We start from the raw sequence: 20,254 nt of genomic DNA, 5'->3' as shown, positions 1-20,254 counted from the left end.
GAGCGCCGACGCTGGCCTATTCGGCCCATTCCGCATCGGCTGTGAAGGCGATCGTCAGCCAGCGATTGACGCTTTCATCGCCGATCGCATCGCCTATCTCGTCCCTGAGCGCGTCCCATTCCTCCACGGTCTTCGGAGGAAGGCCTTCAGGCACGATGAAATAGAGTTCGATCTGCATTGCCCGGCCGACCCGGGCGACATAGGCGCGATGCGAGAGGAAACCGAGGCGGTGAACCGTCTCTGCGGCAACGCGGTCGACGTGTTGCTGGAGGTCGACGGGCGCAATCAGCAGGATTTCGCTCAGGGCCTTCCAGACGGTGCCGATCGGAAGCGGAATCATGACCAGGCAGACCAGCGCCAGAACCGCGGGGTCCATATAGCGGGCAATCCATGCGGCCGACGTCGCCTGCGCGGCCATGCCGATCAGAAATGCGATCAGCAGGGCGAAGGCGATGCCGCCGGACATGATCCAGGCCTTGGTGTCGAGCGAGACGAAATCGGATTTGATCCGGGCGTTCAGCCGGATGCCAAGGAAAGTCATGGCGGCGCAGACAAGCAGGGTCGCCGCGGAATAGGCGACCGCCATGCCGAACTGCAATTCGTGGCCGCCACTCAGGATGCTGATGATCGCGCTGATCAGCGCATAGATGGCGACGGTTATCAGCAGGCAGCCATTGAGCATCAGCACGATGGGCTCCAGATGCCAGAAGCCCATGGTAAAGCGGTTTCGGATCCTGCCCGACCGCGCGTCGCTCTGCGTGGATTTTATGATCAGGCTGGAAACCCAGAGCGCCAGCCCGGTCATCGCCGCATCGGCCAGCGAATAAACGCCGTCGAAAGCGATGGAGAACGATCCGGAAAGAATGCCGAAAACCACGCCGAGCGTCGCAACCACGACCGTTGCAGCGATCGAGATCCTGAGAAATCCCTGCTCGCTCAGCATCATTGCCCCACCTCCGACACCCTTCATTCCAATCGTTTTATGCTGATCGTGAAGGCGAGACGAGATGGGTCTGCTTTTTTCTCCTGCCGGTCGCAGCCGTCCTGCGGCAGCCGGCGATGATCCAGGGAAGGGGCCGCGTGCGGCTCAGCCTGAAATCTGCCCGGCACAGATGCCGGTCATTTTGTGTAGAAGGTCATATTGCCGTTGCGCGCCCGCGAGACCCATTCGATATCGTTGGCGGTAAGCTTCTTGGTCCTGAGTTGACCCGTAAGCCATTTGTTTGCGCGGATCGCATCCCTGATGGCTTTGACGTGCTCCTCGCTTCCCTGTGTCGGGTGTGAGCCGGTCTCCGAAAAATCCGCCGTCCTATAGCTGACGATCGTGAATCGTCTGTCGTGATAGGTTCGCACCGCCTCAGGCAGGTTCTCGCTCCAGTTCATTCTCCGATATTCGCGTCTCGTCTGCTGAGCGTCGACCGGGACAATTCCGGCGGCGGCAGTGATTACGGCAAGTCCAATGATCATGGCCATCTTCATCGCACTAACTCCCCAGAACAAAATGATGTTCGGCTGTGGAGGATAGCTCATGCACCGGCGCCGGGCATTGAGCACGATCAATGGCGTTCGGAACAAGAGCGGCGTCTCCCGCCTGCTCGCACGAGCTACTGCATAATGCCGAAAAGACGGTCGCCACTACGCATTGAACCGGATTGCGGCGTCCATTCTTTGGGAGGAAAATTGCGTCCGGGAACGGAGGTCCGAGCCGATATCGGCATCGGCATCGGAAAAGGCGTCTCTCGGGAGGGAGCCATGACAACGTCGCCAAATGGCAAGAGTCTTGGACTTGCCGCCTGCACCGCCATCGTCGTCGGAAACATGGTGGGGTCGGGCTTTTATCTTTCCCCGGCCGCGGTGGCGCCCTATGGCAATCTCGCGATCCTCGTCTGGATCCTCATGGGGGCGGGCGCGATCTGCCTCGGCCTCACCTTTGCGCGGCTGGCGCGCCTGGTGCCTGCCGTCGGCGGTCCTTACGCCTATACGAGGCTCGCCTATGGCGACTTCGCCGGCTTCCTGATCGCCTGGGGCTACTGGATTTCCATCTGGACATCGCTTCCGGTCATCGCCATTGCCTTTGCCGGCGTGATGGTCGATCTCTTCCCCGCCCTCGGCAATCGCTTCGCCGCGACCGTGCTGACGCTCGGCGTGATCTGGGCGATCGTCCTCGTCAATCTTCGCGGCGTTCACGCGGCGGGCCTCTTTGCGCAGGTCACCACCTATGCCAAGCTGCTTCCCTTCGGCGCCGTCGCCATCATCGGCCTCTTCTTCATCGACACGTCCCATTTCTCCGAATTCAATCCGAGCGGCCAGCCGCTGCTGCAGTCGATAGCAACGCTGGCGCCGCTGACGATGTTTGCCTATCTCGGGCTGGAATCGGCAACCGTGCCCGCAGGCGATGTCGAGAACGCAGAACGGACCATCCCGCGCTCGACGGTCCTTGGAATCTCGATCGCTGCGGCACTTTACGTGCTCGGCACCATCGTGGTGATGGGCCTCGTGCCGCGCGAACAGCTGGTCCACTCGGTCGCACCGTTTTCGCAGGCCGCGGGCATCATGTGGGGACGCGGCGGCGAACTGGCGATCTCGCTCGCCGTCCTGGTCTCTTCGATCGGCGCTTTGAACGGCTGGACCCTGCTGATGGGACAAGTGCCGATGGCCGCTGCCCGGGATGGGCTGTTTCCTCCGCTTTTCGCGCGGCTCTCTTCCCGCGGCGTACCGGCTCTGGGCATGATCGTCTCGGCCTTGTTCGCGACCCTGCTGGTTCTTGCTCAGGCTGTCGGGGCCGAAGGATTCGCCGCAGCCTATCGGCTGATGGTCGGGTTGAGCACGATGGCCGCCGTCGTTCCCTACGCCTTCTGTTCGCTGGCCGGCACCCTTGTCGCGGGCGTGACGCTCGGGCGAATGCCGCGCGTAAGCGCCATCGAACTGATCGCCTTCGTTTTTGCGATCTTCACGCTCTATGGCTCGGGCGCGGAGCCGGTGCTCTATGGGCTGGTGCTGCTGATGCTCGGGATCCCCGTCTATGTCTGGCAAAGGCGCAACGCCGCGCCGGCGATCGAACGCCAGGAAACGGCAGGGGGTGCGACACGGCACCCGGCCGTGTCGGGATAATAAGCCGGTTGGAAGGGGCCGGGCGGGGTTCAGGCGTGCCAGCTCAGCCCGGCAAAGCTTTCGCTGATGATGGTTCCGCGCTCGCCGCGCACCATTCCCGCAATGTCGGCGAGCGCTCCGATCGCTGCGGTCCTGCCGCCAGCGCGGGCAAAATGGCAGGCGGCATCGACTTTTGGCCCCATCGATCCGGCCGGGAAGGAAAACTGCTTGAAATCATCGGGACGGGCCCGATGGATCGCCTTCTGCGACGGCTTGCCCCAGTCGGTGCAGACGGCCTCGGCATCCGTCGCCATGATCAGCAGATCGGCGTAAAGCTCGCGCGCCAGAAGCTCCGAGCACAGATCCTTGTCGATCACGGCTTCGACGCCGATCAGCTTCCGGTCGGCGCCCTTTTCGTACATCGTCGGAATGCCGCCGCCGCCGGCGCAGATGACGATGGTGCGCTGTTCCAGGAGCCAGCGGACCGGACGGATCTCGAAGATGCGTTTGGGCGCTGGCGAGGCGACGACGCGCCGCCATTGTTCGCCGTCCTGCTTGAAGACCCAGCCTTTTTCCGTGCGGATCCGCTCCGCCTCGGCCTGCTCATAGACGGGGCCGACGAATTTTGTGGGGTTCTGGAAGCCCGGATCGGCGGCATCGACTTCGACCATGGTCAGCAGCGTGGCCAAAGGCTGCTCGAACGGCAGGAGATTGCCGAGCTCCTGTTCCAGCATGTAGCCGATCATGCCCTCGGTCTCGGCGCCGAGAACGTCGAGCGGATAGGCTTCCTCGGGCTTGTAGGCCGCCCCTTGCAGCGCAAGCAGGCCCACTTGCGGCCCGTTTCCGTGCGTGACGACGATCTCATGTTCGGCTGCCAAGGGCGCGATCGCCTGAGCTGCGACGCGCGCATTCCGTCTCTGGGTATCGGCCGTCATGGCTTCCCCGCGCCGGAGAAGCGCATTGCCGCCAAGCGCAATGACCACACGCATGTCAATCTCCCAGCGTCGCGACAAGCAGGGCCTTGATCGTGTGCAGGCGGTTCTCCGCCTGCTCGAAGGCGACATTGGCCTCGGATTCGAAAACCTCATTGGTCACTTCGAGGCCGTTCTCCATGCCGTAATCTTCGGCGATCTGCTTGCCGAGCGTCGTTTCGGTGTCGTGGAACGCCGGCAGGCAATGCATGAACTTGGTCTGCGGCTTGCCGGTCGCCTTCATCAGGTCCCGATTGACCTGATAGGGGGTGAGCAGCTTGATGCGTTCTCGCCAGACATCTTTCGGTTCACCCATCGAGACCCAGACGTCGGTGTGAATGAAATCGACATCCTTGACGGCCTCCCTGGGATCATCGGTGACCAGCAGGCGTGCGCCGGAGTTTCGCTGAAGATCCCTTGCGATCACCATATATTCCTCGGCGGGCCAAAGCGATCTCGGCCCGCAGATACGCACATCCATGCCGAGCAGGCAGCCGACGATCAGCAGCGAATGCCCCATGTTGGAGCGCGTGTCGCCGACATAGGCATATTTGATCTCTGCGATGGGTTTGTCGCTATGTTCGCGCATGGTCATGACGTCGGCGATCATCTGCGTCGGATGATATTCGTCCGTCAGGCCGTTATAGACGGGCACCCCGGCATATTTTGCCAGCGTCTCCACGCCTTTCTGCGCGGAGCCGCGATATTCGATCGCATCATACATGCGCCCCAGCACCCGCGCCGTGTCCTTGAAGGACTCCTTGTGCCCGATCTGCGAGCCGGAGGGATCGAGATAGGTCACATTGGCGCCCTGGTCCGAGCAGGCGACTTCGAAGGCGCATCTCGTCCTCGTCGAGGTCTTTTCGAAGATCAGGCAGATTTCCTTGCCTTTCAGGTGCTCCTGCTCTGTGCGGGCATATTTCGCCCGCTTCAGATCGCGGGCGAGATCGAGGAGATAGCGGAATTCCCGCGGGGTATAATCCTGCACGGTCAGTAGCGAGCGATTGCGCAGATTGAAGCTCATGATCTTGCTCCGTCGGTCTGGTTCGTGGGTGTGAAACGTCAGTAAGCAGGGTCGCGCCAGATGGGGCATGTCATGCAATGCCCGCCGCCGCGGCCGCGGCCGAGTTCGGAGCCGCGAATGGTGATGACCTCGATCCCCGCCTTGCGCAGAAGCGTATTCGTGTAGGTGTTGCGGTCGTAGGCGACGACGACGCCGGGCTCGAGTGCCACGACGTTGTTGCCGTCGTCCCATTGTTCGCGCTCGGCCTGGTAGGAATTGCCGCCGGTCTCGACGGTGCGCAATTGCGGCAGGTCGAGCGCCTCGGCGACGACATCGAGCATCGGCCGGTTTTCGGGATGAATCTCGAATGTGCCGTCGTCGTCCTTCGGGTGCATGCTGTAGCAGCGGACCTGGTCGACGACCTCGGCAAACAGCGTGACGACATCGCGATCGCAAAAGCTGAAAACGGTGTCGAGGTGCATGGCCGCACGGCTCTTCGGCATCAGGCAGCCGATCACCCGCTTTGCGGCGTTGCTCCTGAACAGGGCCTGTGCCACTTGGCCGACGGCCTGGTAGGTCGTACGCTCGCCCATGCCGATCAGCACGGTGCCGTTGCCGATCGGCATGACGTCGCCGCCCTCCATCGAGGCATTGGCGAACGGCTGGTCCGAATCGCCCCACCAGATCTGGAAATCGCCGCCAAGAAAAATTGGATGAAACTTGTAGATCGCCCGCTGAATCAGCGTCTCGGCGCGTCTTGCCGGCCAGAACATCGGGTTGCAGGTCACGCCACCGTAGATCCAGCAGGAGGGATCGCGCTGAAACAAGGTGTTCGGGATCGGCGGGATGACGAAATCCGTCTCCGGCAAGGCGCTGAGCATCAGCGACTTCGCCTTGACTTCGGGCAGGTCGGAGATTGCGATGCCGCCGATCATGAATGCGGCGAGCTGCGCCGGGGGCATTTCGTCGAGCCACGGCCGCATCGCCTCGGCGATTTGCGAGCCGAGCACATTCGGGGTAATGCGCCGGTCCAAGACGAAATCACGCGCCTCCTTGTTGGCAAGGGTCTGAGCGAGCAGGTCGTGAAGCTCGAGAACTTCGACGCCCCGTTCCTGCATCTTCAGCACAAAATCAAAATGATCCTTCTGGGCCTCGTGAACCCATAGGACATCGTCGAAAAGCAGGTCATGGCAATTCGCAGGCGTCAGGCGCTGATGCGCCAGAGACGGTTTGCAAACCATGACGGTTCTTAATTTCCCGACCTCCGAGTGAACCCCGAAACCACGCATGTGGTCCTCCTTCGCATTCGGATCGCGGCCGCGCCGCCCCTTCTTCAATAACCAGATTATTTCGGCCTGCTCGGTCGTGTCATTGATCGCAGACAATCCGCCGCATGGTATGTGCGGCCCTTTTCGCCGGCTGCAGCCGGGAGGTCATTGGAGACCCGAAATGTCGCATCGATCGATTTGCCACGGGCGCCAATGGGTAGGGTGAATGTCGAGCACCTCGCCGGTCACCGCATTGATCCAGCCGTCAACCAGACGCTGACAAGGGAAAACCAGGGCATGGACGCCTTCGTCGTCGATGACGGCGAGCTCTATATCCTGTTCGAACGGAGCTTCGACGGGCAACCGCCACATTACCGAACCCTCCCGACGATCCGTCAGCGTCAACCGGACACGGGGTTGTTGTTCCGGCACGCCAATCACCCGACCGGCATGTTCCGGCCTGAAAATTGCGTTGCGGGTCTTGTCTGCGGAAATAGATCCGATGGGTCGCTCATGCGCCGATTTCCTCGCGGCTCGCCGCCGACGGGCGTCATCATCGCCGCGGCGGTTGCGATTGTGATGGCAAGGGCATCCCTATCTTCCAACTCCCTCAAATGGCCCCTCACGATAGCGGAACGATGAGGCGGCGGCATTGAGCCGGATCAATGGCGACGAAGTGGGACGCCGGTGGCGGGCTTTGCGCCCAAAGTTCGCGAGACGAGAACAATAGAGGCTACGCGATACTACACGGATTACCCGCCCGGAGGTGGTATCGTGGCGTCGTTGTGGAGGAAAGACGGTCCCTGGGCCATACTTCTCAAGGGGCGGAGGAGACCATCATGTCCATCAAGATGGAGGCGCCGGATGCCGTCGCCGAAGCCGGCCCCGCCGTGGCAGGACAAGTCCCCCCTATGACATCGCAAACACCGCAGCGCGCGCCTGCGCGCGCCTTGCGCGAAGGAAACGGCGGGCCGCGGATGGAGTGGATCCGGCAACTCCACGAACACATGCCGGACGCGGTGTTTTTTATCAGCGACCGCCATAGAATCTCAGCCTGCAACAAGGCCGCCGTCGCCTTGTTCGGTTATGAGGAGCGTGAGTTGATTGGCCGAAAGATCGGCTTTGTCTGGCGCCCGACACCGAATGTCCGATTGAATGGACGCTGGGCAGACCAAGGGGCGGTGCGTGCCGGCCTGGCGATCACCAAGAGCGGCGTTCAATTTCCGACGGTCCTCACCATTATCCGCAAGCATGACACAGACGGCGTTTTCACTGCGGCGGTTTTCGAGGACTTTCGTGCCGAGCGCGAGACTTTGCAGCAAGTTCAGGAGTTGCAGCACGAGATTGCCCGCCTTGCAAGAATGACGGAACTGGGAGAAATGGCATCCATTCTTGCCCATGAACTTTCTCAGCCGCTGTCGTCTATCGCAGCCTATTCCGAAGGGTGCGGGCGTCTTGTCACGAGCAACCGCCCGCAGCGCGGCGAAGAGCTTCGCGAAGCGCTGTCGGAAATTACGCAGCACGCGCTATGGGCAGGAAGTATCGTCCAGAACGTCAGAGAATTCGCAGAACGCGGCGCTTCCGAGAGGAAGCCGGAGGCGATGCACGAGTTGATCCATCGGGCGACACGGCTCGCGCTCATCGGGTCGCGGCGAAAAGACCTTCATACCGACTTTAGGCTGGAAGCAGTGCGGGACACCGTTCTTGGAAATCGCGTTCAGATCGTGCAGGTGCTGACGAACCTCGTTCGCAACGCCTTGGAGGCGACCGAGTGCGTCGAGCAGCCGTCGATTGCCATCCGCACAATGGTAGACAATTCCTCGTATCTCGTTGTCGACGTGTCCGACAACGGCTGCGGGATTGCTGCCGAGATCGAAGAGTCGTTGTTTCGTCCCTTCGTGACCGGCAAGCCGCACGGCCTTGGCATGGGCTTGGCATTGTCCAAGCGCATCGTCGAGGCGCATGGAGGCCGCATAAGCGCGCGTAAGAGAACAGAGAGCGGCTCAGTCTTCTCGTTCTCGCTTCCGCTGGTGGAGACCGAAATCAATGACGAACGACCTGACCATCCATCTCGTCGATGACGAGGAGGCGTTGAGACGATCTTTGACATTTCTGCTGGTGTCGGCCGGTTTTGCCGTGCGAGCGCATAGCTGCGCAAAAGCATTTCTGGATCTTCTGCCCCTTTCGGGCCGAAGCTGCCTGGTGACGGATCTGCGCATGCCTGACGTCGACGGCATCGAATTGCTCCACCGTCTGCGACGGTTCAGCGTGGACGTTCCGGCGATCGTCATCACCGGCCAGGGCGATGTCGCCGCAGCCGTTCAGGCGATGAAGGCGGGGGCGTCGGACTTTCTGGAAAAGCCCCTCAGGGAGGAAGCATTGATCGCGGCGATCAATCTGGCCATGGGGCAAAGGCGGCCAGGCCGCGCAATTGCGGACTCTGAAAGCGTCGCAGCCCGCGTTCGTCAGCTCACAGACCGCGAACATCAGGTTCTGATCGGCGTTCTCGATGGTTTGCAGAACAAGATGATCGCTTATCATCTCGGCATCAGCTCGCGTACGGTGGAGGTCCATCGCGCCAATGTGATGGTCAAGATGGGAGCGCGCAATCTAGCAGAGCTCATGCGTATGGCCATCGCCATCGACGCAGTTGAGCAGTCAACCGAACCCTGGCGGATCTCATCGGCCGACGCCTGGCCAGCCTGCGCCCGATAATTCGAAGAGGGATGCTTGCAACTTCAGGCTCGTGCGATATGATAATTTAGAATATGCTTACATAATTGCGTAATCTAGTCGTAGGGGCGATCATGAGAAACGCAACACAGGTCAATCTATTCAGCAGTCTTGGACCGACGGCTGAGGAAATCTGCCAGCAAGTCGAGCGGATTCTCGCAAGCGAAGAATTTCACGCGCCGCAGCGCGGCCGAAATTTTTTGGAATTTGTCGTCAACGAGACGCTCGCCGGTCGATCAGGTTTCCTGAAGGCCTTTACCATCGCAAACGTGGTTTTTGGTCGGGAAGCGTCATTCGATCCGCAGAATGATCCGGTCGTCCGGATCGAGGCCGGCCGTATACGAAAGGCGCTGGAACGTTATTATCTCGTCGCAGGCCAGGCGGACGAGGTCGTTATTACGGTGCCGAAAGGCGGATACGTACCGCATTTCGAATATCTCTGCGAGGCGCCGCCGCCTCAATCCGACCCCGAAAACGCTGAAATCCCGGAACTTGCGCATCAAAGCCATTCGCCTCGGGAAACACACCGCCCGGCGCTGCCGACCGCTCGCGGCCGTGCAGCCGGCCTGCTGGCCGTCCTCATTCTTCCTCTCGTCGCCCTTGTCTCGGCAATTTTTGTTGCGCGAGGTGTCCCGAGCCCGCCGCCGCCGTCAGCAGTCTCCGCGCCCACGGTCGCGGTTGAGCTGTTTGCACAGAGCAGCTCCGTCGATTCCAGCGCGGATATCGCCCGCGGCCTGAGGGACGACGTTATCGGTCAGCTTGCCCAGTTCGATGACATCGTCGTGGTCGCCGATCCATCGACACGTGATAATGGCGCTGCTGCCGACTATGCGCTTCAGGGCAATATCCAGACGGACGGAAACAGGTGGCGCTCCGTTGCCATGCTGGTGCGCCAGACCGACGGCGCCGTGATCTGGGCCAATAGTTTCGACGCCGACCTTCGCGCTCAGAACAAGCTCGAGATTCAAACGGGCGTGGCCCGGCAAATCGCCGGCGCGATCGCGCAACCCCATGGCGCCATCTTTCAAACAGAAACGGCTGTGATTGCGCAGCCGGCGCAGAACCCGGGCCAGGATATCCAGGCTTGTACCCTTGCCTATTACGGCTATCTCCAGACGATGACCGCGCAAAGCCACAGCGCAGTGCGCGAGTGCCTGCAACAGGCAACCCGGCATATCCCCGACAACGCGACGTCCTGGGCGCTCTTGTCTCTGGTCTATCTTGACGAAGTGAGATTTCGCTACAGGCTCGGCACGCCGTCTTCAACCGAGGCGCTTTCATTGGCCGCCGCTTCGGCGCAGCGGGCCGCATCGCTGGCGCCGGACAATCCCCGCGTGCTTCGCGCCGTTATGCTGGTGAGTTTCTTCCAGGGAGATATCGACAAGGCACTTGCGGCCGGGACGGCAGCCTATGCCGCAAATCCCGGCGATGTGGAAGTTGCGGGCGAATATGGCCTGCGATTGGCGATGTCTGGAAAATGGCAATCGGGTTGCGAGCTGATATCGATCGCGCTTGACAAAAATGCCGGTCCCACAGGCTATTACGAGGGCGGCATGGCGATGTGCGCATTGATGAGGGGCGATACCGAAGCGGCGGAACAATGGTCGCGAATATCCGATCTCGACGGTAACCCTATGCGCCATCTTGCCTTGCTGTCGATTCTCGGAGCCGCCGGCAAGATGGACGAGGCCAAGCTGGAGCGGGATTGGCTCCATACCCACGCCCCGGCATTGATGACGAACATCCGCCAGGAGATTTCCCTGCGCCTGCAGCGCCAGGAGGATCAGGAAAAATTCTTCGACGGCCTGCGCGCCGCAGGTGTTGCCGTTGAGCTGCCCCCGGGGGGATGATGGAACGAACGAGCCGGATGGGCGGGCGATCGGAAGCGCGGCCACTGGTCGTGCGGCTATGGAGCTGGGCCTGCGCCGCTCAGTTTGCGGCTGTTTGAAATTTCCATGGTGATCTTGGCGGCGATTTCGTCCTCGACGTCGAGGATGGTTTGATCGCTGAGATCGCGATCATATTGATTTGCCCAGACGACCGCGCCGTCGGCGCTGTTGATCAGGCGGACCTGCAGGTGCAGGACCGTGCCCTCGACAAGGGTGCTTCCCTGTAGGGTGAGCAGCGAGCCGATCGTCTTCATGTCGAAACGGCCGGGCGCAAGCACGACGATGCTGTCCACTTTCATCAGTTTGGCGATCAGCTGATCGGCCAGTCCCTTGGCAAAATCCGAGCCTCGCGCGGTGCCGCCGAGGGCAGCGAAGGGTTCGACGACGATCCTGGTCGTGCTCTTCGATGTCGAGGCGGCAGGAGCCGGCGGCGGTTTCGATGGCGAGAGGTAGGATTCGAGCGGACGGATGAGGGCGAGCACCGCCATTGTGCCGAACAGGGCGGGAATGCCGATCGGCAGCAGGAGATCGCGATAGCGCATCGGCCGCTCATGCCCGGGCTGACGCTCATGCCCGGGCCGACGCAGCTCATGCCCCGGCTGGCCCGGCTTGGCCTGGCGATTTGGCGCAGCAGCGGCCCCGGCGTTCGAGCCGCCTTCACCGCTCGAAAAATGCGGCGCATAGCCCCCTTTGGGAATGGTTATCTCTATCGGATCGCTGCTTCCGCATACGAGATAATATCGTTCGAGGGCACGGCGGATACGCCCCGCTTCGATACGGACAACCGGATCGTTCTGTGCATCGAAGGAGGCATCGCGTCCGAAGACCGCTTGTGCAATCGTAAAGGCCTTGAGTTGGTCGCCATGGCCCTCAAGCGCCTCTTCGACGATATATTGCAGAAAGCGGCGCCCGCGTTCAGGAGCAAGAAATTCCGGGCTTGCGAGGATACGATCAAGCTGCGCCCGCACGTTTTCGGGTTCTTGACGTGGCGGGTTGATCCCTCCCTCTTCCGGTACCATCTCGACCTCCCGCGATACCGCCATATCGCCCTCAAGGGGTGGTAGCTTTATACACCTGCCGGTAATCGCGTGCTTCCGTAGCAATACGTAAGGGGTTTTTCGAATACCGAGCCGTGCGACGATTGCTTATGCTGGAGGTGGATGGGGGCGACGCACATGTTTCAGGATCAAGCGATCGGAAAATACGCCACGGTTCCCGGCCGCCACCATGGAACGGCTTCGGCGACATCAAGGGATCAATCGATCAAACTCAGCGCCGACGAAACGATCTATAGCGAAGGTGAACACGCTTTTGCGATCTATCAGGTCGAAGATGGCGCCGTGCGGATCTACCGCCTGACATCGAACGGCCAGCGGCACATCTTGTCCTTCTGCGGCAAGGGCGAGTGGTTCGGGCTCGAAAACGGCGATGTGCGGACCGATTTTGCGGAAGCCATCTGCGAGACCCGCGTAAGGCCGGTTCGCGCCAATCAGGACGCCGTCATTTCGATCGATCTTTTGCACATTGCCCTGACGAACCTGGCAAAGGCGCAATGCAAACAACTCATCATCAGCGAGCAGAGCGCCTTGAAGCGTCTTGCGGCCTTCGTTCAGGAGATGGCCGACCGCCATCCCGAGGATCCGGAATTCGATATGGTGATGTCTCGCAGCGATATCGCCGATTATCTTGGGCTGACGGTCGAAACGGTTGCCCGCTCTTTCACGAAGCTCCGGGAAAAACGCATCCTTCGTCTTGCCGGAAAATCGCAGCGAATTGTCCGGCTTCTCGATCGCGACGCGCTCGTCGCCCTGACGGTTTAGAGCATGTCTCGCAAAAGTGTGTAGCGGTTTTATGATAAAGACATGCACAAACAAAGGCTTAAAGCATGACAAGCGAATCTGAAAGATCGCGACACGCTTTTGTCATTAGAGGGATTGAATCATGGCCCATGTGTCCCGCCGAAGATCGATCGGATTGACCAAAAGAGTTTTTGCCGGCCTGGTCGGCGCTCAGGCTCTGCTGGCAGTTTTTCCACTCGCCGCCGCCGATGCGCAGGACGATCCCTTCTCCCAGTTTCCGTTGGTCATCCATTGCAAGTACAACGAAACCTATCATGCCTTTTACATATCGCGTGTCTCGCAGGACGGTGTCGCGACCTATGTGGCATCCGATCGGATCGCCGGCACGATCACGCTCGATGGACAGGCAAAGGCGATCGGCGGTGCAGGCGGCGGCAGCTGTGTCGGCAAGACTCTGGTGGAGCTTCGCGCATCGCAGCAGGCTTATGATTTGAAACCGTAACGCCCTTGATCTGTCTTTGCCGGTAAGGTCACTTTGCCGGCGTTGCCGCATTTGCCTGTTGCGCGCGGATCGCCTGAGCGGCCGCCGCCGCGCCGCCGCTCTTGTCGTCGCCTCCGACCTGCACCGTTGGCTGCGCGAATGCGATGCCGTTGGCCAGGAACACCTCGCGAATCCTGGCATAGGCCTTGCGGCGGATGTAGGTCTGCATGCCCGGAACCGTGGTCATGGCGAAGCTGAGCACGATGCCGTAGTCGCCGAACTGCTCCACCCCCTTCATTTTCAGCGGTTCGAGGAAGTGCTGGCCGAGTTCGGGATCCTCCATCAGCTCGGCCCCGATCTTCTTGGTCAGCTTGCGCGCCTTGTCGATGTCGGTATCGAAGCCGACGGTGATCCTGAATTTGTCGATTACCCAGTCCCGGCTCATGTTCTCGACGGCGCCAAGCTCGCTGAACGGCACCGTGAACACCGGGCCGCGATGATGGCGCAGGCGCACCGAGCGCAGGCTGAAGCTCTCCACCGTTCCCTTGTAGTCCTTGGCCTGGATGTATTCGCCGACGCGGAAGGCATCGTCGAGCATGTAGAACACCCCGTTGATGACGTCCTTGACCAGGGTCTGCGAGCCGAAACCGATCGCCACGCCGAAAATGCCGGCTCCCGCGATCAGCGGGCCGATCTGCACGCCGAGCTGCGCCAGCACGATCAGCCCTGCCATCACGGCGACAACGACGGCGAGCGCATTGCGAAAGATCGGCAGAAGCGTGCGGAACCGGGCGCGGCGGGCGGCGTCGGCCGGCACAAGCGATGTCGTGCTGGTCGATATGCGCAAGGTTCGGTCGATCCAGCCGCGCGCCACCTGCCAGAGAAGGTCGGCAACCACGAGGATCAGGACGCTCTTCAGGCCGCCATAGAACAAGGCAGCGATCATCGGGTCGCGCTGACCGAGCGTATCGGGATTGAGGCGCCAGACGAGCGCCAGCCATCCCACAGCAAGCGCGATAACCGCGGCGCGTGCGCCTCGGGCGATGAGGATACCGCGCAGGCTGCCGGGATCGCTGGTGAGGGACAGCGCCATCCGGCCGACGGCATTCAGGATCCCAGGCAGCACCAGCGCATAGATGCCGATCCAGAACAAGCCCCGCATATTGAGGCACCAGACGAACCACAGGGCGACGAGGAAGGCCGTGACCGCCGCTTTCCTGGCGCGGCTTCCCTCCCAGACCGACCACACCGCCTCGATGGCAAGCAGCAGCCCGGCCATGGAGAAGCAGTAGCTGATGGCCTTGCGGACCTCGGGGGAAACGCCAAGCGGCTCGCCCAGGGCCGCGGTGGCGACGGCAAAACAAACGACGCCGAACAGGATCAATAGCCTCCGCCGCAGGGATGACCCCATCGCCGCCGCGGACAGGAATCCTGCCGCCAATCGAAACAAGATGAATGCCGAGAGATAGGCAAGCAGCGTCACGCGCGCGAGCGGCGGCCATTCCACAGCGAAAAAGACGATGCCCATTGCACCTGCGAAAATGCCGACCGGGATAAGCCGGCCGAGCAACGACTCGCGGCGCGCGGCAAACCGGCGATACACCGCCTCGGCGGCGAGACCGAAAGCGACGAGGCCGCCGAATATCAGGAAAACAGGCGCATAACCTCTGCTGGCGGCTTCACGCCTGGCTCTTGTCGCCGCTGCCGTCACCTCAGTCGGAATTGCCGGGATCGCCGCCAGAATTGCGTGCACGCGCGCCCGTGCGCCCGTCTCCCAGTTGGCTAAGGTCGAATTGCCCGCCGGCGAGGCGGGCGTCGCGGCCCCGCTCTCCTGCTTGCGGCTATCGAGCCAGGCCTTCACCTCTGGATCCTGCAGCAGGCGCACGAGTTCGTCGATCTTCTGCTGCGGGGCGGCCGGCGGGGTTTGCGCCGAAGCGCTCAACGCGAAGAAAAAAACGGCGGTGAAGGAAAGAAGCCATTTCAAACTGGAACTCCTCACTGCGTCAGCGTCTGTTTCTTCAGGTCGCCCTCGAGCGTCGCCTCGGCGGGTCGTGGCGGCCTCGTGCGGGTGACGGGCTGCTCGATGATCGCAACCGGTGCCGCCACGGCGGTAGCTGCAACGGTGCCGATATTCGTCACCGTTCCGCCGACGACGGCGGTAATGCCCTGGCCCAGCGTGACCTTGGAATCGGTGAGCGTCTGGCCGGTCATCAGGCGCTGGCCGATGAGTTGGACGATCTCCGGGCTTTCGGCGAATTTGCCATGGTTGAGCCTGTCATTGGTCTTCACCTTCGTCAGGTCGATGGCGGTGATGCCGGCTTTTTCCAGTTTCGAACGATAAGGCTCTTCGGCCGGATTGATCGCGCCGAGACGGGAGACGCGCCCGGTGATGAAACTGGAGACCGCAAGAGCCTTGTCGTCCTGGGAGACGAAAATCGTGAATTTCGGATGCGGCTCGCCCATCTCCACATATTGTTTGGCGAAGACCTGGATATCGATGTCGGGCGAGGCCAGGATGACATTGTGGATCTTCGAATTGACGTGGCCGTCGCGTATCCCCATTTGCCGCAGCGATTCCATGGCAAGCCAGGTTCCCATCGAGTGGGCCATGATGGTGATGTCCTTGACGTTAGGGTCAGCTGCCAGCGTGCGCAGCGCCTGCTCCAGCGCCGTGCGCGAATAGTTCGTGCTTTCCTTGTCGTATTGATAGGCGGTGATCTCCGCTCGCGACGGCCAGGTGAACAGGACCGGCGTCGCCTGCATCTTGCTGTCGTGCACGATCTGCGCCAGCCGGAAGACGGAATCCTCATAGGTGTTGTTGAAGCCGTGAATGAAGACGAGCGCATGCCCGCCGTGCACATGCTGCCGGAACCAGACGCGGCCCTCTGCCACCGTGTCGATCTGCTGGACATGGGTCACGGCAAAGTCGGTGGCCGGATCGGGCGGAAGGCGCTTCGGCCACTGCACGGTGCCGGCTTCGCGCTTTGCCGGAATCGAAATCGAGATCTGCGTCAGATGCGGCTTGGAGCTGCGCTCGCCGTTGAAGAGCGTCGCCGGGCTCCCGGAAGGCGCGCGCGTGGTCGCAACCAGCATGTCGATCCTTGAGGTCGGCGGTATCGGCGCTGAAGTCGAAACCGGCGTCATTACCCCGCCCGGATGCCCGCAACTTGCCAGAAGAAGAAAAAGAGCCACGCTACGTCTTGCCATGCACGCATCCAGCAATCGCTCAGGAGGAGCTTTCCGAGGCTGGATACTAGCAGCCGGGCTATAGCGGCGCCTGTAGCATCACGTAATATCTGTGGCTTCAAGCGATCGGGATGGTCGGTCATCGAGGTCCGATCCCGCCCGAGCGAGCCGCTCCGGCCTCGGTGAAATCCCTTCCGCTCCTCTTTGCCAATTCCTCAATGAAGAGGATGTATCTTTGCTGTGGCAATCTCAGCGATTCGGCTTCAGGACACGCCATGACCAGAGCAAGACGCCGCCGTCTTATCCGTACCCGACGCACCCTGACGGGGGTTGCCCTTGTCGGCGCGATCTCGTTTCTGGCCGGCCTGACCGATGCGACCGGCCTGCTGCTGACCGGCGATTTCGTTTCCTTCATGACCGGCAATACGACGCGGGCAGCCCTCGCCCTGAGCGAGGGCAATCTCTACCACGCGGCGGTGCTGATCTCCGCCATTCTCGTTTTCGTGCTCGGCAATGCGGCAGGGATCGTCATCGCCCATATCTCCGAGCGTCGGATTTTCGTGGTGCTTGGCTGCGTCGGTCTCGTCCTGGCGCTCGCCTCGGCGACGACGGTACCGGGGCTGCTGCTCGCGCGCTTTTACATGATCGTTTTTTCCATGGGCATGGTGAATGCCGCCGTCGAACACATCGAAGGCCTGCCGATCGGGCTGACTTATGTGACCGGCGCCTTGTCGCGCTTCGGCCGCGGCATCGGCCGCTGGATCATCGGCGACCGTCGGATCGAATGGACGATCCAGATCGTGCCCTGGGGCGGCATGGTGCTCGGCGCGATCGCCGGCGCCATTCTGACGCGGCTGACCGGGGCCCATGCCTTGTGGCTGGTCGCCATCTTCGCCATGGCGCTGGCGCTTGCCGCCATGTTCATTCCCCGGCCGCTTCAGCGGCGCTTCAACCAGAAGCTTGCGCCGCATCACTCGGCCGTTGCGTCCCGCAAATAGAACCATCGCATTCCTGTTACCCCCGAATCGGATAGGAAGGATCGCCGTCCGTCCTCAAGGAGTAGCGTCTTGTTCCTGATTTCGAAGCTTGTCTGGATTTTCGCGCAGCCGCTGTCGCTGGCATTCTTCCTGGTCTTCCTTGCCCTCATTGCCGGCCTGCTGCGCTGGCGCACCTTGAGTATCCTCGGCGCGGCCGGTTCGGCCTCGATCCTCTTCGTCACGCTCTACACCACGGCCGGCAACCTCATGATGCAGGGGCTCGAGCAGCGCTTCGCCAAGCCTGCCGCCGATCCGGAGAACCTGCAATGCATGATCGTGCTCGGCGGCGCCTTCGAAAACGAGGTGAACACGGCGCGCCACGGCATCGAATTCAACGCCGCGGCCGACCGCTTCGTCGAAGCCCTGCGGCTTGCGCAGAAATTTCCGCAGTCGCGCATTCTGGTGTCGGGCGGTGACGGCTCGCTTTCGGGCATCTATGAAGGCGATGCGGCGGCATCCGAGCGCTTCTTCCCGCTCTTCGGCGTCGGCAGGGATCGCCTGATCGAGGAGACGCAGTCGCGCACCACATTCGAAAATGCCGTCAACACCAAGGAATTTCTGGCAAGCCAGGGGCTTTCCCATTGCCTGCTGATCACCTCGGGTTTCCATATGCCGCGCTCCGTCGGCATCTTCCGCAAGCTCGGTATCGAGGTCGTGCCCTGGCCGACCGATTATCGCACCGATGGGCAGGTCAGGCCGGGGCTGGATTTCACCCAGCCGAACCTCAATGCGCAGAACATGGCGACGGCGATCCGCGAATGGTATGGCCTGGTCGGCTATTATCTCGCCGGCCGGACGTCGGAGCTCTATCCGGGCTGAGTTACTTTTTTGAAATGGTGACGAATTTCGTGCCGCGCACGCGGGCCGTCACGATGCAGGGGTCACCCTCGGTTCGGTCGCAGAAACGCGGGTGCATCTTCATCGCCAGCACCATGTTGCCGAAGCGCTGGACGAAGTCATAGCCGTAGATCTGCGCCGTCGCGATCATGAAATAACCGCCTTCGGCCACCTGCAGATAGAAATTATAGGTGCAGCCGTCGTCGTTGCATTGCGGACCCTTCTGCCCGTCGCAGGTGAGTTCGCCCTCGTTGACCACCGCATCGATCAGGCCGTCATTGTTGATGTCCTGCCGGGTAACGAAGCCATCGGCGAATTCGGCCGCCTTGCACTGCTCCTGGAAATGTTTCTTCTCGTAGATCTCCGGATCGGAGATCAGCGATTGCTGGCCGAAGGCCACGACCGGCATGATCACCAGCAGGAGAATGTTCAGAACGGCGAGCACCAGCGTTTTCACGGCTTTCCTCTTTTGGATAAGGCTCTGCAGCCCGATGCATGTCGCCCACAAAGTGTGCAGCGGTTTTGGGTCAACGACATGCATCAAATAAAGACTCTACCTTTATGGCCGCACCGCCTTGCGCCGCCCTTGCCGCCGTGGTTTTTGGTGAGATATTCCGCGGTTCCGGGGCTCGCATGTCTCTGCTCGTCTATCTCGATTATGCCGGCATTGCGCTGTTTGCCGCCACGGGCGCGCTCGCCGCCTCGCGCAAGCAGCTGGATCTGATCGGCTTTCTGTTTTTCGCCATGGTGACGGGAACGGGCGGCGGCACCGTGCGCGATATCGTGCTCGGCCGTGTGCCGGTCTTCTGGGTGTTGAACCCCGCCTATATCCTTATCTGCTGCATCATGGGCGTCATCGTCTTCTTCACCGCCCATCTCTTGGAATCGCGCTATCGGCTGCTGATCTGGCTGGATGCGATCGGCCTTGCCGCCTATTGCGTGCTGGGTGCTGCCAAGGGGCTGGCGGCCACCGGCTCGCCGACCATCGCGATCGTCACCGGCACGCTGACCGCCACCTTCGGCGGCATTCTGCGCGATCTGATGGCAAACGAGCCTTCGGTGCTGCTCAGGCCGGAAATCTACGTGACCGCGGCCCTCGTCGGCGCCGGCGTGTTCACGTTTGCCAATGCGCTCGGAATGCCGCTTTATCTGGCGTCTGCCTGCGGCGTCGTCGCGGCCTTTGCGGTGCGCGGCGGCGCCCTGTGGTTCGGCTGGACTTTTCCGATTTACAAGCACAAGCCCGGACGGCATCCCGACGATGTCATGTGACGCCGCCGTGTCGTCAACCTTGCTTTGCCCGCAGGCGGATCACCACGTCGACATGGGAGATTTCCATGCCCTCAGGCGGCTCCGGCAGATTGGCGATCGTCAGGTTGCTGACGGGAATGTCGAGCACCTCGTTGTCGCCTTCGACGAAGAAATGATGGTGGTCGGAAACATTGGTGTCGAAATAGGTCTTGGCGCTCTCGACGGCGAGAACGCGGATAAGACCGGCTTCGGTGAACTGGTGCAGCGTGTTGTAGACGGTTGCCAGCGACACCGGCACGCCGGCGGCAACCGCCTCCTCATGCAGTTCCTCGACGGTCAAATGCCGGTCGCCCTTGGCAAACAGGAGGTCGCCGAGCGCGACACGCTGGCGGGTGGGACGCAGGCCCGCACCGCGCAGCCTGACCTCTATGGCGATCGGGAGTGCACCCGTCATCAAAACCAACTCCGGTTATTCCTGCATAAATCAATCATGTTTCTTCAAGCGGTATAACTTTTGCACAGGAGCCTTTCAATAGTTCAATGGGGACAAGAGCCTGATAAACGCGGCCAAAACCGGCTTTTAACGCAAATAGGTCTGGTCGCAGCCCTGGCCTTCCTGTATGCGACCACCAAATAATAGCGCAAGCTTGGTCCGGGACCATGAATGAAGCTGCCTTGCTCGTGCTTCATTTTCTGAAGAACTTGGACTACA

Annotated in this window: 21 protein-coding genes; 10 read left to right on the top strand and 11 right to left on the bottom strand. The window is 61.3% G+C overall.

The features are described from left to right. Positions 1-16 precede the first annotated feature (16 nt). The gene (locus QMO80_RS12550) at positions 17-943 is read right to left on the bottom strand and encodes a cation diffusion facilitator family transporter (protein WP_283200179.1); all 927 of its coding nucleotides are present in this window, start codon (positions 941-943) and stop codon (positions 17-19) included. 176 nt (positions 944-1,119) lie between these two features. Further along, positions 1,120-1,479, bottom strand: a complete 360-nt coding sequence (locus QMO80_RS12545) for a hypothetical protein (protein ID WP_170960001.1) — start codon at positions 1,477-1,479, stop codon at positions 1,120-1,122. A 273-nt stretch (positions 1,480-1,752) separates the two neighbouring features. Between QMO80_RS12545 and QMO80_RS12540 the strand changes: the two genes are divergently transcribed. Then, positions 1,753-3,111 (top strand): amino acid permease, encoded by a 1,359-nt coding sequence (locus QMO80_RS12540; protein ID WP_283196892.1) that lies wholly within the window; start codon positions 1,753-1,755, stop codon positions 3,109-3,111. A 29-nt stretch (positions 3,112-3,140) separates the two neighbouring features. Here QMO80_RS12540 and arcC read toward each other — a convergent pair whose 3' ends face one another. The 4 genes from arcC to QMO80_RS12520 all read right to left on the bottom strand — a co-directional run bounded on the left by arcC (position 3,141) and on the right by QMO80_RS12520 (position 6,704). After that, positions 3,141-4,079 (bottom strand): carbamate kinase, encoded by a 939-nt coding sequence (gene arcC / locus QMO80_RS12535; protein WP_283196891.1) that lies wholly within the window; start codon positions 4,077-4,079, stop codon positions 3,141-3,143. Position 4,080: 1 nt separating this feature from the next. Further along, a complete protein-coding gene (locus QMO80_RS12530) occupies positions 4,081-5,085 on the bottom strand; it encodes an ornithine carbamoyltransferase (protein ID WP_096477103.1) in 1,005 nt (334 codons plus the stop codon). A 38-nt stretch (positions 5,086-5,123) separates the two neighbouring features. Further along, complete coding sequence (arcA, locus tag QMO80_RS12525) at positions 5,124-6,353, bottom strand: arginine deiminase (protein WP_283196890.1); 1,230 nt, start codon at positions 6,351-6,353, stop codon at positions 5,124-5,126. A gap of 144 nt (positions 6,354-6,497) precedes the next feature. Continuing rightward, complete coding sequence (locus QMO80_RS12520) at positions 6,498-6,704, bottom strand: hypothetical protein (RefSeq protein WP_096477104.1); 207 nt, start codon at positions 6,702-6,704, stop codon at positions 6,498-6,500. On the opposite strand from QMO80_RS12520, the gene QMO80_RS12515 reads away from it, so the two are divergent. The 4 genes from QMO80_RS12515 (at position 6,630) to QMO80_RS12500 (ending at position 10,915) form a co-directional block, all read left to right on the top strand. After that, a complete protein-coding gene (locus QMO80_RS12515; RefSeq protein WP_283200256.1) occupies positions 6,630-6,974 on the top strand; it encodes a hypothetical protein in 345 nt (114 codons plus the stop codon). The two genes, QMO80_RS12520 and QMO80_RS12515, sit on opposite strands and share 75 nt — an antisense overlap. 197 nt (positions 6,975-7,171) lie before the next feature. Next, positions 7,172-8,413, top strand: a complete 1,242-nt coding sequence (locus QMO80_RS12510; RefSeq protein ID WP_283196889.1) for a sensor histidine kinase — start codon at positions 7,172-7,174, stop codon at positions 8,411-8,413. After that, positions 8,379-9,047 (top strand): response regulator transcription factor, encoded by a 669-nt coding sequence (locus tag QMO80_RS12505; RefSeq protein WP_096477106.1) that lies wholly within the window; start codon positions 8,379-8,381, stop codon positions 9,045-9,047. The genes QMO80_RS12510 and QMO80_RS12505 overlap by 35 nt, the downstream gene beginning before the upstream one ends. Positions 9,048-9,139: 92 nt before the next feature. After that, positions 9,140-10,915: a hypothetical protein gene (locus tag QMO80_RS12500; RefSeq protein ID WP_283196888.1), complete on the top strand. Its 1,776-nt coding sequence runs from the start codon at positions 9,140-9,142 to the stop codon at positions 10,913-10,915. A gap of 56 nt (positions 10,916-10,971) precedes the next feature. Here QMO80_RS12500 and QMO80_RS12495 read toward each other — a convergent pair whose 3' ends face one another. Then, positions 10,972-11,973, bottom strand: a complete 1,002-nt coding sequence (locus tag QMO80_RS12495; RefSeq protein WP_283200178.1) for a hypothetical protein — start codon at positions 11,971-11,973, stop codon at positions 10,972-10,974. Between the two features lie 156 nt (positions 11,974-12,129). On the opposite strand from QMO80_RS12495, the gene QMO80_RS12490 reads away from it, so the two are divergent. Both QMO80_RS12490 and QMO80_RS12485 read left to right on the top strand, forming a co-directional pair. After that, positions 12,130-12,774, top strand: coding sequence for a helix-turn-helix domain-containing protein (locus QMO80_RS12490; RefSeq protein ID WP_245441384.1), 645 nt, complete (start codon positions 12,130-12,132; stop codon positions 12,772-12,774). A gap of 121 nt (positions 12,775-12,895) precedes the next feature. Continuing rightward, a complete protein-coding gene (locus QMO80_RS12485; RefSeq protein ID WP_096477109.1) occupies positions 12,896-13,255 on the top strand; it encodes a hypothetical protein in 360 nt (119 codons plus the stop codon). Between the two features lie 28 nt (positions 13,256-13,283). On the opposite strand, the gene QMO80_RS12480 is transcribed toward QMO80_RS12485, so the two are convergent. Together QMO80_RS12480 and QMO80_RS12475 are read right to left on the bottom strand one after the other, a co-directional pair. Next, the gene (locus tag QMO80_RS12480; RefSeq protein WP_283196887.1) at positions 13,284-15,218 is read right to left on the bottom strand and encodes a mechanosensitive ion channel family protein; all 1,935 of its coding nucleotides are present in this window, start codon (positions 15,216-15,218) and stop codon (positions 13,284-13,286) included. 11 nt (positions 15,219-15,229) lie between these two features. Then, entirely contained in the window at positions 15,230-16,441 is a 1,212-nt protein-coding gene (locus QMO80_RS12475) for an alpha/beta hydrolase (RefSeq protein WP_096477111.1), read from the bottom strand. 254 nt (positions 16,442-16,695) lie between these two features. Between QMO80_RS12475 and QMO80_RS12470 the strand changes: the two genes are divergently transcribed. Together QMO80_RS12470 and QMO80_RS12465 are read left to right on the top strand one after the other, a co-directional pair. Continuing rightward, complete coding sequence (locus tag QMO80_RS12470) at positions 16,696-17,418, top strand: YoaK family protein (RefSeq protein WP_096477331.1); 723 nt, start codon at positions 16,696-16,698, stop codon at positions 17,416-17,418. A gap of 69 nt (positions 17,419-17,487) precedes the next feature. Beyond that, positions 17,488-18,276: a YdcF family protein gene (locus QMO80_RS12465; RefSeq protein WP_096477112.1), complete on the top strand. Its 789-nt coding sequence runs from the start codon at positions 17,488-17,490 to the stop codon at positions 18,274-18,276. 1 nt (position 18,277) lies between these two features. Here the strand turns inward: QMO80_RS12465 and QMO80_RS12460 are convergent, their stop codons facing one another. After that, positions 18,278-18,751 carry a hypothetical protein gene (locus QMO80_RS12460; protein ID WP_283196886.1) on the bottom strand — a complete coding sequence of 158 codons (474 nt, stop codon included), beginning with the start codon at positions 18,749-18,751 and terminating at the stop codon, positions 18,278-18,280. A 176-nt stretch (positions 18,752-18,927) separates the two neighbouring features. On the opposite strand from QMO80_RS12460, the gene QMO80_RS12455 reads away from it, so the two are divergent. Beyond that, the gene (locus QMO80_RS12455; protein WP_283196885.1) at positions 18,928-19,563 is read left to right on the top strand and encodes a trimeric intracellular cation channel family protein; all 636 of its coding nucleotides are present in this window, start codon (positions 18,928-18,930) and stop codon (positions 19,561-19,563) included. Between the two features lie 13 nt (positions 19,564-19,576). On the opposite strand, the gene irrA is transcribed toward QMO80_RS12455, so the two are convergent. After that, positions 19,577-19,996, bottom strand: coding sequence for an iron response transcriptional regulator IrrA (gene irrA, locus QMO80_RS12450; protein ID WP_283196884.1), 420 nt, complete (start codon positions 19,994-19,996; stop codon positions 19,577-19,579). Positions 19,997-20,254: the final 258 nt, after the last annotated feature.

Origin of the sequence: Rhizobium sp. BT03 (assembly GCF_030053155.1) — a bacterium.
Taxonomy (GTDB): domain Bacteria; phylum Pseudomonadota; class Alphaproteobacteria; order Rhizobiales; family Rhizobiaceae; genus Rhizobium.
Note: the sequence above shows the minus strand (reverse complement) of the source record. Positions and strands in the feature narration are given on the sequence as shown.

Coding starts and splice junctions, on each gene's coding strand:
- QMO80_RS12550 (WP_283200179.1), bottom strand. CDS start 943: ATGCTGAGCGAGCAGGGATTTCTCAGGATCTCGATCGCTGCAACGGTC.
- QMO80_RS12545 (WP_170960001.1), bottom strand. CDS start 1,479: ATGAAGATGGCCATGATCATTGGACTTGCCGTAATCACTGCCGCCGCC.
- QMO80_RS12540 (WP_283196892.1), top strand. CDS start 1,753: ATGACAACGTCGCCAAATGGCAAGAGTCTTGGACTTGCCGCCTGCACC.
- arcC (WP_283196891.1), bottom strand. CDS start 4,079: ATGCGTGTGGTCATTGCGCTTGGCGGCAATGCGCTTCTCCGGCGCGGG.
- QMO80_RS12530 (WP_096477103.1), bottom strand. CDS start 5,085: ATGAGCTTCAATCTGCGCAATCGCTCGCTACTGACCGTGCAGGATTAT.
- arcA (WP_283196890.1), bottom strand. CDS start 6,353: ATGCGTGGTTTCGGGGTTCACTCGGAGGTCGGGAAATTAAGAACCGTC.
- QMO80_RS12515 (WP_283200256.1), top strand. CDS start 6,630: ATGGACGCCTTCGTCGTCGATGACGGCGAGCTCTATATCCTGTTCGAA.
- QMO80_RS12520 (WP_096477104.1), bottom strand. CDS start 6,704: ATGTGGCGGTTGCCCGTCGAAGCTCCGTTCGAACAGGATATAGAGCTC.
- QMO80_RS12510 (WP_283196889.1), top strand. CDS start 7,172: ATGTCCATCAAGATGGAGGCGCCGGATGCCGTCGCCGAAGCCGGCCCC.
- QMO80_RS12505 (WP_096477106.1), top strand. CDS start 8,379: ATGACGAACGACCTGACCATCCATCTCGTCGATGACGAGGAGGCGTTG.
- QMO80_RS12500 (WP_283196888.1), top strand. CDS start 9,140: ATGAGAAACGCAACACAGGTCAATCTATTCAGCAGTCTTGGACCGACG.
- QMO80_RS12495 (WP_283200178.1), bottom strand. CDS start 11,973: ATGGTACCGGAAGAGGGAGGGATCAACCCGCCACGTCAAGAACCCGAA.
- QMO80_RS12490 (WP_245441384.1), top strand. CDS start 12,130: ATGTTTCAGGATCAAGCGATCGGAAAATACGCCACGGTTCCCGGCCGC.
- QMO80_RS12485 (WP_096477109.1), top strand. CDS start 12,896: ATGGCCCATGTGTCCCGCCGAAGATCGATCGGATTGACCAAAAGAGTT.
- QMO80_RS12475 (WP_096477111.1), bottom strand. CDS start 16,441: ATGGCAAGACGTAGCGTGGCTCTTTTTCTTCTTCTGGCAAGTTGCGGG.
- QMO80_RS12470 (WP_096477331.1), top strand. CDS start 16,696: ATGACCAGAGCAAGACGCCGCCGTCTTATCCGTACCCGACGCACCCTG.
- QMO80_RS12455 (WP_283196885.1), top strand. CDS start 18,928: ATGTCTCTGCTCGTCTATCTCGATTATGCCGGCATTGCGCTGTTTGCC.
- irrA (WP_283196884.1), bottom strand. CDS start 19,996: ATGACGGGTGCACTCCCGATCGCCATAGAGGTCAGGCTGCGCGGTGCG.